We start from the raw sequence: 15,886 nt of genomic DNA on the forward strand, positions 1-15,886 counted from the left end.
CGGCCTTTTTATCGAAGGGGCCTAAGAGCTATGTCCCTTATCCAGTCTAGTTTGTAGCCGGATTGTCACCCCTTCAGGGAACTATGGTCCTCACTGTAACCGGAGTTTTCCGGCTTATTGAGAATATTCTCAATAAAAACCGTACTTTTTGAGTGCTTACTCCGCTGGAGGGAGTAATAGAACCCCTTCTAGAGAAAATAGCTGTAAATCTTAGAGTTCAAGGTTTGTAGCCATTTTAAGAAAATGCTTGCTTCAGCCAAAAAACGTGCGGAGACATTCCAGATAAGTATTTTTGCTTATGCGGAATGTGGGTTACATTTCTCCACGCATTAAGTTCGATTGCTTCCTGTAGTGACGAGGGCGATCACGGCATAATCTTTCGTCCGCAACGCTTTGAGCATTAGGCCGCCAACAGCCAATCAGCAGCAATTGGCGATAGCCTACGGCGAAGTAGGAAAACTCTGTTTTGTATTGGGGCCAGTTGTGTTGGCAATTCAGTCAGGCGATCGGTCTTAGTGCCAGTTGGCCGGTAAGCGCAGCTATGCTGTAGGCAATCGCCTCGAATAGAGGGGCCATTCTTCTCAACCCGAAGTAGGAATACTCTGTTTTGGGTGGGAGCTAGTTCTGAGATTCAACGATTTGGTTAGGTTGCTAAAGATCCGTTCAGGCCCGAAGGATGCCCAAAGCAAAATGAGTAGTTTTGCTCTCAGGCGCTCGGTTTACTGCTGATAGATCGCTCGCCTCAAAAACGTAAAAAATATAAACGGTGTGAACCCTTAATTTTTGGAAAACCCCACAAAATATTTATCCAAATTAAAAACCTTGTTTAGTTCATGCTGAACTTTTTGGTAAACTCGCATTTCCCCGGTTTCTATATGAGCAAATCCTTTACTTCCGGGTCGTAATCGCTTATCATGATTGTCAATCAAAATTGTGACGGTCAAAAAGCGTTTTGCTCCCGATATATCTGGGGTGATGAGGGGCGGAATGTCCTCAACTGTTGCTTGATAGGGAATGCTGTTAGGCTCGGCGAGTTTAAAAATGACGGTTTGACCCGGCTTGACTAATTTTTCATCTTCTTGAGGAATTTGTAACTGGGCTGTAAGTTGTGCTAAATCTACCACAGTCATTAACTCTTGACCCACGGATAAGGGGGTATTATGGCGCAGGTCTAAATCCGTATCCAAAATAATTCCTGAAGTCTTAGTCGTGACGATTAAATCACCTTGAATTGCCCGAACTCGTTGAAGTTCCAATTCAGCTTTAGCTACCCGTTTTGTTTCATTCTCGACTTCCGAAAAAGCCGCTGCCACTTTCGTTTCCGCCGAACGTTGAGCGGCTGTATATTGCTCAACATCATTATCTCGCTCATCGCGTAAGTCTTCCACTTGCTTTTCTACGGCCTTGATTTGCTCAAGTTTAGCTGCAATGGAGCGGCTTTTTTGTTCAATGAAGTTGCCTCGCTCATGAATTGAACTCTGTAGTTGGTCAATCTGTAACTGTTTCACCCCTATCTGAGAGGTTAATTGGTCAATTTGACTCCTCAGTCTAATTTCTTCCTTTTTAGCTTCTTCAAAGTGTTCAAGCGCTAAGGCTTTTTCTTCTAAAAGGGGTTGAAATCGTGCTATTTTTCCTTGTTGAAGTTCCAAAATTTCCTGAAAATTCAACCGACTTAGCTCTATTGCAGAAATTTCAGTTTTAACACCTCCAATTTGACTTTCCAGCCCTAGAATTACATTTCTGATTGCAGCTATTTCACTTTCAATGCTTCTTATTTCTTGTTCTATTTCCCGAATTTTTGGCTGTTTTTCTCCAGAAATAATTGCTTGTATTTCCTGCTGTTGTTTGTCAGCTCGCTTTTGAGCGAGGACCACCGCTAATTTAGCAGCATCCAGTTCCTTTTCAGCAACCTTTAACCCTTCTTCTGCCGTAGACTGACTGGCATTTGCTTGTTGCAAACTCCGTTCCGCCTCCGCAATTTGGCCTTCTATCTCTCGGCTAAAAACTTCTGCAACCACATCACCCGCTTTAACTGATTCATTGCTTCCCACTTTTAATTTTACAATACCCGACATAGGCATGAGGATACGATGCCGCTCATCTGTGCGGGAAGTAACTTCTCCTTCCGCTCCGACATGATTGAGTATTGAGAGTCGGGAAACCGCCACCCCACCCGCCACCAAAATCAACATCATCAACCATTTCCCGTAAGATTTAGATGCAGTCGGTGCTTTGGCAGGGGAATCCGCCGCAGATGTGGGCGTGGCTGCTGGTGCCACTACCGTTTGAGGTTGGGCAATAGATTTTGGCGGGACGACTTTTAGAGGAGACTTTTGCGGTTGATTATTTGTGGTAGTCATGGTAGTAGATGTCCTAATTTTGAAACTATTAAAAAATTAAATTTTGTTGCGGGGAAATAAAAAATATACCAACCAAATTGTCAACATTAAAATGGCAGTTGTTGGGATATTACTTAAACTCCAATCAGCAATTCTGGCAAATAAAAATCCGAAAACAAAATAGATATAAGCCAGACTCAGGGGAGCATAAACGGCTAATATTAAGATATCTCCAGCCTTTTCTGTTAAAGGTTTTCCTTGTAGCAGATTTGCATATAACGCAAATGAGCGCGTCCTGAGATTATTAATTCCTGTCAGGGCCACGGCTAGGTAATACCCATCAAACTTTGCCATTGGGTTGAGGTTAATTGCTACAGTCACTAAAGCTGCAACCATCAGTAAATAGCTGGCAGTATGGAGCCAACTACTGGGGTTGGTCCAATTCCAAAACCACAAGGCAGCAGCCCAAATAGCAAATTGCACTAACAACCCCGCCCCCACCACCAACACCCGTTTAAACCGAGGTAGGCAGTAAGAATCTGTTGTGTTGGTATAAGCGGCGGGCATGAACATCATCAGTAGCAATCCCATGTTGGGAACCACCCCGCCAAAATTTTTTAGAGTAAACGCATGACCCAATTCATGGAACGCCACCACCAGCATTGATAGCAAAGCAAAGGGAATAATTAAAGCAGGACCATTCGCTTCCATAAGTTGCTGTCCCGTATAAATGATGACTTCTCGCTGACGAATTCCCAGGACAGCAGAAGCAGCTAAACAGAGGAATAATATCACCGCAAACGGCTTAGTCCATATCCAGCGGAGACCATCAATATGTCGGTTCAGCCACGGGTCCGGATTGAATAAAGGAATGCGAAAATACAGCAACTGCATCGGGTTAAATTTGCCCCGAGGGGGAGTTGGCAGAGTCGTCCCTTCCAACATGGCGGAGGTTGTCAGCAATCGCAGCAAGTTTTTTAGGTCTTGTGGCGTAATGCAGAATTCCTCAATAATTGAGGAGGGAGAGCGCCGTCCGAGTTGGTCAATAATCACCTTATCTGAATCACTCATCTGCAAAAAGGTGAAATCCTCGGGATTGCGAAGAATCCAATGCCCATCGGCATGGTTAATCCAATGAACACAGGATTTGAGTTGATGAGAATTTTGGGGGCGATCGCCTCCGGATTGTTCTGGATCCGATGAACCTCCTTCCGCGCCTGGACTCTCTTGGGCTAAAATATTGAGTTCAATCAATTTGTCTAGTAAAACTTCGATAAAATCAGCCGAAATCTCCCCAGGGAACTGTTGCTCACACCGGGTTTGAATGTCCAGGATGGTGTATTCTCCGGTAAAACAGGCTAAAGCATACCCTTCAGCAGCCGAAAAAATCACCCGCAGATTCCCCTCTATTGCTTTAAAAAGAATCTGGTCAGAATCAGGAATGGGGGCGAGAGTCCAGTATGGGGTTAAATCTGGACAAATCCAATCCATCGGGGTTTCCTCCTCCGATGCTAAAATGCCGAATTCGATGAGTTTTTGCAGCAGTTCCCAGACGAAAGTCTCAGAAACCGACTCACCAAATTGCTGGTGACAACGCCGTTGAATTTGGGCGATCGCCAACTTCCCGGTGAAATGCTGTAACGCAAATCCTTCCACTGGGGAAAATGGAAATTGATCCTTCCCTTGGCGGGACTTCAACACCACCATATCCGAATCTCGGACCTTGGCCAGTTGCCAGTAAGTGCCCAGATCCGGACAAATCCAGTGGTCATAGTGGTTTTGACGGTTTAGTGGCTGGGGGTTCATAGCGATCGCATCCGGGGTGAGAGGGTTTAGGGGTTCATCCAGTGGGTTACGGTTCTATTTCTTTATTAGGAGTAACCCCAGTAAATTATGCAGCCTGAACAATTTTGTTGCAAAACTTTACAAACACTGGGGGCGATCGGCAAGTTTTTGGGTCCAGGTAAAGAGCGATCGCGCCTGGGAGCCTAGGAAGCGGGTTTCTTTATCCCTGCCACAGTTAACTCTAATATTCACCGCAGAAAACCGGCTTGTTTTGTTCTCGCACAATTTACCTTTAACATTTGTGAAATTAAGGGGACAATTGAGAAACCGCCGCAACGCACCAAAGCTATAATCCGGCAATTGTGCATCATTTATTTTTCCGTTAGCCATGAACACTGGCTGTCGTTTTGTTCCCAAATCGTTACGTTCCGGCTAGCTTAATCTTGTTACCAACATCTAAGAATTGAACGAAGCCGGAACATACCCTAGTGACTTTGTTAAACCAGTTTTTCTGCAAGCTCTAGCTTTTAGATCAATGCTAATCCACGTGCAATGAGTTTTATAGCAGCAGATATCATTGGTAAACTATTCCAAAGACCTACCCCAAATGTCATGATATCTTCGCCTAATGTATAGATAATCATACCTACACCAACAGCTATAGCGGCTGCACCAATGTAGACTAAAACATCAGGATGCTTTTTTAAGAAATCGTCTACTGCTTGTTCTACATCTTGGCCGGAATCAATAACCCACTTAAGAAACTCTGCAATTTTTTGAGGAGCTGGGTTTTCTTTATAAATAGGTACTGGTTTTGGTGCTGATATCCATGGAACAAAACTCCAATTTCCATTGATTTCGTAAGAATGTGTGCCTCCTATCTGTAAAGATTTTCGCTTGAAAGGGAATCCCGATTCAAAGAGTAGCTTAAAACTTCCATCAGGAGACATTTTGACTTGAATATCACGAATTTTTGCGGTCAACCAAATCTTGCCATTTTCCACCTCCATGACAAACCCCCCCCATCGAGAAATTTCGGGTTCAATACTTGCATACACCCCTTCTAAGAGCTTTCCTCTTTGCTTAAGTTCATTGTCAAAATAGAAGTTTTCCACTCCTATTTGGACATCTCCTGCATCTTGGAACGTTGCATCTGCTTTAAGAGTTAGATCTTTCAAATTGAGAATATATACACCACCTGCAGTAGAAATCGTCCGGGTCACCCCTAAGTATTCTGGTCCGATGGTTAATAAATTTTGTTTCATCCCGAAAGGAGCAGATTTAAGTGGAGGTCGAAATAGCGTCCCTGAAATAGTCTGGTTAGTGCCACCGGGATTCCCACTGCCAGGATTCCCACTGCCAGGATTCCCAGAACTCAAACGACTCAACGCAGTTATAGGATGCTCGCGTGTTCCATTAGGTCGGGTAACATGGACATGGGTGTGACGACCACCAGGACCACTGGGGATCGTATAACCAGTCCAACCTTCATTCCCTAAATAGTGACCAGCACTAATTTTTTGCCCTTCCCTTAAGTTAGGATTAATATCGTTAAAGTGAAGGTAGAGAAAAGTTCGCTGTAGTTCCTCATTCCACACAGTAACGTATTTTCCACCATTCTGATCAGTTCTAATTAACTTAACTTCCCCACCTGTTAGAGAATAGACTTTATGAGGGGCAGCCCCTTGATGAACAGTATCGAGTGCGAGATGATCTGGATGATAGTCTTGACTTCTGTAACCTGGGCTACCACCGTAAAGACGGTGGATATATTGCTGAAGATTAGTAATGGGACCACCATTATTGATATTTCCACCACCACCAGAACTCGGAGGCGGATACAACAGCGAACCATCAGGACGATATCCAATAGCACTTTGCCCAGCCTTCCAGAGAATATAGCCACCAGCAAAATCCTGCCTTGTATGTCCATTCCAGTGGTACTCGGCACTCTTCGGTGCACCTAACGGCCCATTGAGTCCACCTGTGGTGTTCACATAATAACTGCGAATTCCACCATAGAGTGGGAATGTTCCATGTGAACTACTAACAATTGAAGACGTACCCAGACCGGGCTTGTCAAATATTTGAAACTTGGCACCACTTGAATGCGTTTGTACCCCAGAAGTGGGCGTACCCATGTTGTATTTCTTCCAAACTCGATAGAAATCTCCAGGGAGTAAATGCCCATTGACATAACCCCCTAAGAACGTTTCCCCATTCGGACGACGGGTAATGCGGTGATTTTCAAATTCTTGGGCAGTATTGCCATGTCCATCATTAAAGGAGTCGCTGGTAGGATAGCCTAACTTTGCGGGGCCTCCTTCCTTGAAATAAGTATCCCAAATCTTGCCATGAACATAATAGAAAGTCGTCGTATTATGCCGCCGCATCAAAATTCCACGACCATTCTTGCCATGATTGAAATCTTGGACATAACCATGATGCCAGAGGTGAACATCATTAATCGGTAGCCCAACTCGGTCATAGCCACCATGCTTATTGAAAGCATCCACCAAAGTAGGACTGGCATTATTAGCCGGGTCTAAGCCCACCACATAACTGGAAGCCTTCTGCATTTCCAGATTGGCTCGTGCCGCACCCCCATACTCCCGATGTTTCACCTCAACCGGATACTGCCCGCCCTTCGTAAACGTGGCATATCCCGTAGTCTGGGTCGCCACCTCCATCATCTTGTCAATCGGCTTTTGAGCATTCACCGACACCATAAAGCCATCATCGTGAGCCGCTTTAAAGAGATACGTGCCCCGGTCAAACGGTCGATTTGTTGTCCACCGCACCGAGAAATTATCCTTGGGCATTCCAGGGGCAGGACTTTGAGAAAAATTCCAGTATTTATCTAAATGGCCACGAGAAGCACTATCTTGGCGCACGACTAAAGGATTGCCCGCCCAATTTCGATTATCAAAATACTCACCCCGCCACGCATCTGCGGGAATCGTCAGGGTCTTCTGTGTGCCTTGGGCATATTCATAATAAGTCGGGTTCGTCATCCCCGGTGCCCAGAACAAGCGTCCATTCCGCAACTCTAATTCATAGGCTCCATTCCCTAAATGCTTTTGAGGAGCCACAGGAGGACCAAAATGCTCGACACCCCCTCCATTCTGATACGATTCCCACAACTTCCCAAAGACATAGTGACCCGTACCCGCAAAAATCGCCCCACGTCCCTGAGTTCCTCGGAACTCCTGATAAAAAGCCGGTAACATCTGGGTTGGGCCATAGAAGCCGGGCGGAATAGGTGGCGAATAGTATTGCTGTTGCAGGTTGTGAACAGGAACCCCAACTGCTCCCTTACCGAGTTGTTGCTCTAGCTGAGTGTGGATTGCAGTTAATTCCGGTGCAATCTTATGAATTGAACCAGCCGATAGATAATCCCAATCTAAACCGACATAAGCCAGCCCAGTCTTTTCAGAATGCTCTACTTCAATTCGATGCATTCCTGAAGGCAGACTAATGACTTGTTGGTGCGGTGTACCAAAGGGCGGGTTATCCCAGCGGTCTATGACCTTCTCACCATTAATATAAACCCGGACTCCATCATCACCCTTCAAGTTGAACTTATAAACTCCACCGACCAAATCGCGATGAGTTATTAAACGAGACGAAAAATTATCGGTGGAAATTTTCGGATCGGGACTTCCGGTTCCCCAACTGAGGTCAAAACCACGCAAGGACCCGGAAGCTCCTCCATCAACCATGCGCGTGGCTACGGGCGCACCTTCCAAATTAAGATTGTTGTAGTATTCAGCTACCCAAGGTTGAGACCATCGCGAATCTAGAGGATTATGCGGCTCGTTCGGATTGGCCCAGGCTGGTTTAAAAATATTGGCTTTGCCCGCCACCTTCTTCCAATCCAGCTTAATTGCCGAAGACCATTTATTTTCATAATGCTCGACTCGAATCCGGTGGAAACCCTTATCCAAAGCAATCAGAGCTTTATTGGTGACGAATCCTTGGTCGTGCCACTTATCAATCACCAATTGGTCATCAACCCAGATTCGGATGCCATCATCTGCCTGACTATTTAATTCATAGATTCCCGGTTCATCAAAATACCGCGTTGTCGTCCAACGGTCTGAGAAATCATCGTTACCAATGGGAATTCCTGATTCCTTTCCCTCTCCCCAATTTTTATCAATGAAACCAGTCCCGCCTCCACGATGACCTGCGAGATTATTGGGATTGAGGTCTTGACCTCGGAAATATTCAACCGCCCACTCTTTTGGAGGATTGGCTTGTTCCCACCGAAGCAAATTGGCAGCACCGCCTTTATTTTCATGATACTCAACCATCACCTGATGGTAGCCCGGTTCAATGGCCGCAAAAGCCCGTCGTTCCTCAAAGGGTGAATCTTTCCACTTGTCGATAATTAACTTGCCATCCACATAAACTCGCACCCCATCATCAGCTTGATTAATGAAGTTATAGATTCCGCCATCAAAATAGCTGGTGGTAATCCAACGCGCCCCAAATTCATCTTCCTTAATCCCTTGGGTTCCCACAGGTGCGCCATTTCCTGCATGGAAGCGCAAATCGCTCATTTCTTCGTATTTCGACCATAGAGGGGAACTCGTCAGGTTTTTGTTATTCCAATATTGAGCGTGCCAATTGGATGTGCTGCTGTTGCCACTATCGGGGGGTAATGTATCGATTGCTTTGGTATCGTAAGCGATCGTTCCATGCTGGGAATGCCACAGTATATATCCCCCTTCAAAGTCCTGCTTCACCCAACCATTGCCAATTCCTTGTTCTCGGTTGGTGGGGAAACCCAGCCAACTAGAGGGGCCACCTAACTGTTCATACTTACCCCCAATTGCACCCCAAGTGGGATGTGCGCCATGTTTCGACAGCCAAATATTAGTGGGAATCCCATCTGGTCCACCTCGGAAGCGCTGAACATGACCACCCGTTTTATCTAAGCCACCCGATACCCGGATTAAATCAGTTGAGGGATATCCAGTTGTTCTTGCACCACCCAATTCCAGGAATTCCGTCCAAACCTTACCCCCAACCCAGTAGGAGTTATCGTTGGCGTTGGACTTCATAATAGCTCCTCGGCCTTGGGAACCCCCCTCAAAATCTTGAGTATGTCCTCGCTCCCATACATGAACATTATTAATGGGATAGCCTAACTTTGGAATTGCGCCATTGCGTTGATAAGTATTGACATAGGTGCTATGAACAGACTGTCCATCATAGCCTACCGGGCGAAAAGCTCCGGTCCATTCGTTTAATAAACCTGAAGGTTCCCACTTGAAGGTTTGACCTGCAATCCCAGCTTCCTCAAAATATTCCACCATAATCTTATGTTCGCCTTTAGGAATGGCAATATAAGCATCCCGGCGCGACCAAGGTTCACCCGCGTTCCATTTGTCGATGACTTTCACGCCATTGACATAAACTCGCACTCCATCATCAGCTTTGCTAATAAAGTTATAGAAGCCCCCATCAAAATGACTGGTTGTTTCCCAACGGGCAGAGAAATTATCTTCCTTAACTCCTTGAGTTCCTACAGGCGCACCCGAACCCGCATTGAAGCGAATCTCTCCAGACGGTTCGGTCATAGTCCACACAGGAGTACCAGAAAGATTGGTATTATTCCAGTATTTCACGGTCCATTCATGGGTACTCCCATTACCACTATCTGGGGGTAAAGAGTCAACAGATTTCGTGTTATAGACAGTCGTTCCATGTTGGGGATGCCATAGCATATATCCCCCTTCAAAGTCCTGCTTCACCCAACCATTGCCAATTCCTTTTTCACCATTGCTGGGGAAACCCAGCCAACTAGAGGGGCCACCCATTTGGTCATAGCGATCGCCAATAGCACCCCAAGTGGGATGTGCGCCATGCTTAGAGGACCAAATTTTACTGGGAATTCCATTACCTCCTCGGAAGTGCTGAACCTTCCCACCACTATTATCTAAGCCACCTTTAACTGAAATTGCATCAGTTTTAGGATAGCCGATATATTCCGCACCGCCACGATTTAAAAATTCTTGCCAAATTGGGCCACCAACCCAGTAAGCTTTGGAGCTACCATCGGGTTTCATGATTGCACCTTGTTTCTCTCGGCCCCCGGTAAAACGCTGGGTATGACCCCGTTCCCAACGCTCAACATAACCTGTAGGACGACCTACATTCCAAAAACCACCATTCCGATTGAAGGCTTCAATAAAACCAGGATGAGTGGTTTTTCCATCAAATCCAATCTGACTCAAAACAGGCTGATTCCAAGGCAATTTTGTAGTAGGTAGACCCGTACCACTGAAGTAAGCAATTGCCTTTTGACCATTCCAGGTAATATGACCTTTTTCAAAATTTTGTTTGAGGAATCCATTGCCTAAATCAACAGGCTTACCCGTGGGTTCTCCCAACTTAATCTTGTTGATTTTATAAATGCTGTCAATTGCTTTTTGAGCAAGAGAATTAATTGGAGGGAGTGTCTTCGGATTCGGAAAGTCAGCCGACAAGATTTCGATAGGCTGTCCCCACATTTGATAAGTTGGGACATTTTTGGGAATGCCGGTAAGTTTAACTCGGCTCCCCTCTTTACCTTTAAATAGGTTTTGTGCATCTTGACCTAGCGGCAGATAACGGCTCATTGGATGGCCCACTGGGAATCCATCCCGAAGAACCCCATAAAATCCCCCTTCAAATGGGTTAAATACTACTGTTCCCATAAAACTAATAGACTGAGCCTCCTGGGGAGGTTCAGGAGTCGGAGGTTTAGGAGGCGGAGGGGGAATTAGTTGGGGAACTTGAATCCATTGTCCCGGTACAAGATAGTTCGGATTGGCCAAACCATTCTTCTGGGCAATCCACATATAGTAGTCATAGCCAGCATTCCCCAGATGACGTAATGCTAGATGGCTTAGTGTATCACCTGCTTTAATCTGATAGGGAACCCAATTGTAATACTTGCCATCTTTCCAAAACTCCTGATTGACAGCGCGATCGCCCGCCGTAAAGACTCCTTCACCACCCCAAGTTTCAGGAATCAGAGTAGGTAAGACATCATGCCCTTCCCCAGTTGTTGCTTTCGCCAACTGCACCGCTGCCACCATATTCAACAACCCGGCACCTGTTTCCAGGTCAAACCCAGTGGTACCCAAATCTGTGGCAGTATTCTTGATAATCTCAATCACTTGGCGATAAATGAGGCTGGGGTTGGCGGCCCACACTTGGGAAACAGCCCCCGTCACTTTAGCTGTAGCAACAGAGGTTCCCGCCATTGCTCCAACTCCCTCACCAGTCAGGGATAATTTGGGATTGTCGATAGTCCCTCCGGGGGCAACAATATCTAACCCATAGCCATAACTGGAATATTCAGTCCGGTTATAGGCTTTGGAGAGGGCAATTTCGTTATTGAACCGTTCCGATGCACCAACGGTAATAATATTGTCAAACTCTTGAGAAGATTGGCCCAAAGCCGACATCACGCCGCCATCATTTCCTGCGGCAACGACAATCATTACATTATGCTGACGTGCATACTCGATTGCCGCCCGTTCCATTGGGGTAAATTCATAGCGAGTCGTGACATTTCCCTCAGCATCAATTTGAGTTAGATCTAAACTCAAATTCACCACGGCGTTGGGTTGTCCTGACTCAACTGCCGCATCCACAAATTCAACCAAAGATTCTGCCCATTTGCCGGAACCCACAGCTCGTCCAGCCCAAATCGGGGCCTGGGGATTAATGCCATCGATGCCAATGCCATTGTCTCGGTGGGCGGCAATAACCCCTAAAATATGGGTACCATGTTCGTTGCCTTCTCCGGGGGCTAAGGTGGGATCATTATCGCCATCAATATGGTCCTGGCCCCAGGTGATTCGGGAGTAGTCAATATCAGGATTATTGCCAGAGAATCCGGTGTCGATAATTCCGACTAAGGGCTGATTGGCAGCAGCAAAGCTAAAGGTTGGTGCCGCGACGGGTAGCGCTGGGGAGGACTGCCACACCATTTCTTCTAACCGAGAAACTAAAGCCAATGTGCTTTCACTAATCGGTCGCGAAGTGTTTTGATTTTGCAGGTTTTGAGTTAGGGTTTCTAACCGTTCTATCAGGGCAGTATTAACAGAAACACTAGAGGTCTGGCTGTTATTGGCTTGAATTTTTAAGGTTTGAGTGAGGTTGTCTAACCGAGAAGTTAGCTCAGTTTTAGCCAAATGGGTCGGGGATAAGGCTGGGGTGGAGATCGCATCGGGGTCAGAAATTTTCCGGGTCTCTATCGGACTGGTGGGACTGACTGACTCGGTGTCATCTGCCTCTGAAATCGATGGAGTGTTCTGGGTTTCTGCCGCCTCTACCAGCGTCTGCGAAGAATTTTCAGATTCAGCAGCGATCGTCTCGAACTCAACGGGAGCCTCCTCTATGTCATGGGCTACCTGGGGTTCAGTCTCAGCAGCGATTAGTTCTTCCTCAACGAGAGGTTCAGTCACTTCGTCGGCTACTTCTGTTTCGCCCTCGGCTGCGATCGCCTCGAACTCACGAGGAATTTCTGCCACTTCGTCGGCTACCTGGGGTTCAGTCTCAGCAGTGATTGGTTCTTCCTCAACATCAGTTTCCTCTACCTCATCGGCTATTTTGGGTTCAGTCTCAGCAGTGATCGCCTCTTCTTCTACGTCATCAACTACTTCATTGGCTACCTCCGTTTCCCCCTCGACAGCGATCAACTCTTCCGGAACGGGAGTTTCTATCACTTCATCGACTACCTCAGTTTCGTCAGAAGTAGCGATCGCCTCGAACTCAACGGGAGCTTCCTCTACTTCGGCTTCACCCTCGGCAGCGATCGCCTCGAACCCTACCTCATTGGTTACTTCCGTTTCACTCTCGGCAGCAATCGGCTCGAACTCAACGAGAGGTTCAGTCACATCATCGGCTACCTCGGTTTCGTCAAGAGCAGCGATCGACTCGAACTCAACATCCGTTTCTGCTATGTCATCGGCTAAGGAACTGTCATCATCAAACTCTGTATCTATTCCAATCTCAAAGTTTTCATCGAAACTATCGGCTTCATCAAGCAGACTTTCTAAATCCGCCAATAAATCCTCGAACGCTGCATCCAAGTTAGCCGGTTCTGGGGTGATATAAGTTTTGACATATTCAATCACGGCTTGCCCCAAGTCGCTGCCGCGCCAATCTTTGCCTTGGGCGACCACATCATCCATTAACGCAGCTTTACCTGTGGCCCCTCGGAATTGTAAAACGATGTCGTTGTAATCGCGGTCGCTGTTTCCATCGATGCGAATATCTTCCCAGGCAAAGGCGCTGCCATCTCCGGTAATATCAGCAATTTGTCCGAAGTGATAGCCATCATGCGGGTTGGCAGTGGCGAGGGAAAATAGAGGGCGGAGTGCGCCACCCGCGTTGGGATTATTTAACACCTGCTGTACGGTCCCATTGGGAACTAACATCAGGAAAAATTCATCTCCCGGACGCATCAAGAAGGATTTTACTCCTTGATATTCCCCCGAATTATAATTCCCTTCCCCTAAGCGTCCCTCAAATCTTGCGCCTTCGATGTTATCGTCAATGACCATATAACCCAGTTCCGAATTACTGGCTGCGCGGGAAATAGCTTCTAAGAAAAATTCCCGGGAGTTGGGGTCAAGGCCTTCCATTCCAGACAGGCTGACAATGGCGACTTGTCCTTTATACGCACCGCCATCAAAGATGAAATCTACCTCAACTTGACCAGTCTCTCCGACTTTGAATGTACCGGACTCAAATTTGGGTTTGAGGTTGACAAATTTGGTGTCGGCGACTAAACCACTCTTTTCTGCCTCACTTTCGGCGGTGGTTTCTTCGGCTTCGCTGGTGGCGGAATCTTCTGGTTCATCGTTACTGTTGGTCTCGCCTTCTTCATTGACGAGGGGTTCATTTTCTGAATTACCAACACTGGTATTGGCTTGGGGCTCTACTCCCTCATTGTCACTGTTAGCCTTGCCTTCTTCATTGCCGAGGGGTTCATTCTCTGAATCACCCCCACTGTTATCGACTTGTGGCTCTACTCCCTCATCAGTTCCTGCCGCATCACTATCACTGAGTTTAGCAAAACTGCTGTAGGATTCTGATGCCTCATCGTCACTGTGGGTCTCGATTTCTTCATTGTCGAGGGGTTCATTCTCTGAATCACCCCCATTGTTATCGACTTGTGGCTCTATTCCCTCATCAGTTTCTGCCGTATCACTATCACTGAGTTTAGCAAAACTGCTGTAGGATTCTGACTCTCCCCCTTCGTCAGGTTCGGCCCCTAAACTACTATCTTCAGCTTCAATTTCGTCAGTAATGATGTAGTCCGATTCCGGCGTTAAAGTTTCGATTTCAGGGTTAGTTGTGTCTTCCGGGGTATCAGTTTCTGAAAGTTGGGCCAGGATATCCGGTTGGTCAACTTCCGGCTTGATCGCCTCAGTTGTTAAGGTTAGCGCCTTTTCTTCTACCGCTTCCTCAACGGTTTCGGTGTTCACTTCGTCATCAGGTTTGAGTTCACTTTCATCCCCCATGCTTTTCTCACTTAAACCGTCGGTCTCAATCGCTTCTTCCACGGTTTCGGTGTTCACTTCGTCGTCAGGGTTGAGTTCACTTTCATCCCCCATGCTTTCATCACTTGCACCGTCAGCCTCAATCCAGTCCAGTTCCTCAAATTCTGGGTCAGTGCTATTGGAACTGTCGGTACTGTCGCTGGCAATTTCAGCAGTTTCGTCGGAGGAACTCTCCTGGGGTTCGGCATCGGTACTCTCGGCAATATCCGTTACAAGGTCCCCGTCGGATTCGCTGCTGGGTTCATCGTCGATATCCCCGTAGAAATAAGGTAAATTCTCAAGGTCTTCTTCCGCCAAATTCGTTTCGGTATTGCCATCTTCCGCGACGTCCAAACTCTCCGGGTCTAATTCCTCCCCAGGTAATTCCTCGCCCATGTCGCTCTCTTGTGAGGGGAACTCGAAATCCTCGAAACCTAAATCGCTATTTGCCACCGCTCCGGAGTCATCGGTTGTTTCGGTGTCATCCAAGACTATGCCACTGGGGGTTCTCATTTCTTCTAAGCGCATTGCCGGTCCTTGATACCGTTTGGATTGAGGTTGGAATCCATTGGCTGGAGGACGCTTGTGAAACCCAAAAAACAACTTGAACATGACTAGATGGCTCCTGGTTAGATAGATGTCGGGAGGATGCGTGTTCGCGAATCAGTGGCTTAAATAGAGAGTTGACTAGGCGAGGAGTGGTTTTATCCGTTGGATGCGATCGCGCCGGAATCACCGAGTTTTGTCTCCTATTTATTTACTGGGAAGGAGCCGGGAAAAGTATGCACGCATCATGCCTTGCCGGAAGAAAATTTCTCCCCGATTGGTATGATGGCACTCCCAAACCCTTAAACTGTGAGGCTTTTGATGATTCCCATCCGATTTGGAACTGATTCTATTTCCTAAGATGGGGTCCCGAGGTTCACAGTCTTTCAGCGGCGATCGCTCATTGGCTCTTGTTTCTTCTCTCTGGACAAATCGTGAGCTTTTATGCCAAATGGATGAACTTGTAATATTTCGTTACATTTGCCCACACACTAACTATAAAGACGTGGGCAATATATACGGGTATAGAACTTGGGTTGAATATGGATTTGGGCAGTATAAAGTGGAGTTGGGATGGGCAGATTTTCGGGTCCCTCATTATCCGGATATCGAAAAATAGGGCAACTCGTGATCGCCGCCCTCTTCAACCCATCAAGATCGTTACAG

The 15,886-nt window shown here is 46.7% G+C and carries 5 protein-coding genes; 1 reads left to right on the forward strand and 4 read right to left on the reverse strand.

The annotated features are described in order from the left end of the window. Positions 1 to 776: 776 nt before the first annotated feature. The 4 genes from NG795_RS22145 to NG795_RS22160 form a co-directional block, all read right to left on the reverse strand. Entirely contained in the window at positions 777 to 2,360 is a 1,584-nt protein-coding gene (locus NG795_RS22145; RefSeq protein ID WP_367290808.1) for an HlyD family secretion protein, read from the reverse strand. A 36-nt stretch (positions 2,361 to 2,396) separates the two neighbouring features. Further along, on the reverse strand, positions 2,397 to 4,145 hold the full coding sequence (locus NG795_RS22150) for a zinc metalloprotease (RefSeq protein WP_367290809.1): 1,749 nt from the start codon (positions 4,143 to 4,145) through the stop codon (positions 2,397 to 2,399). 117 nt (positions 4,146 to 4,262) lie between these two features. Continuing rightward, the gene (locus NG795_RS22155) at positions 4,263 to 4,514 is read right to left on the reverse strand and encodes a hypothetical protein (protein WP_367290810.1); all 252 of its coding nucleotides are present in this window, start codon (positions 4,512 to 4,514) and stop codon (positions 4,263 to 4,265) included. 137 nt (positions 4,515 to 4,651) lie between these two features. After that, entirely contained in the window at positions 4,652 to 15,286 is a 10,635-nt protein-coding gene (locus tag NG795_RS22160; protein ID WP_367290811.1) for a PA14 domain-containing protein, read from the reverse strand. Positions 15,287 to 15,372: 86 nt separating this feature from the next. Between NG795_RS22160 and NG795_RS22165 the strand changes: the two genes are divergently transcribed. Next, positions 15,373 to 15,567 carry a hypothetical protein gene (locus NG795_RS22165; protein ID WP_367290812.1) on the forward strand — a complete coding sequence of 65 codons (195 nt, stop codon included), beginning with the start codon at positions 15,373 to 15,375 and terminating at the stop codon, positions 15,565 to 15,567. Positions 15,568 to 15,886 lie beyond the last annotated feature (319 nt).

This window comes from Laspinema palackyanum D2c (genome assembly GCF_025370875.1).
GTDB lineage: Bacteria > Cyanobacteriota > Cyanobacteriia > Cyanobacteriales > Laspinemataceae > Laspinema > Laspinema palackyanum.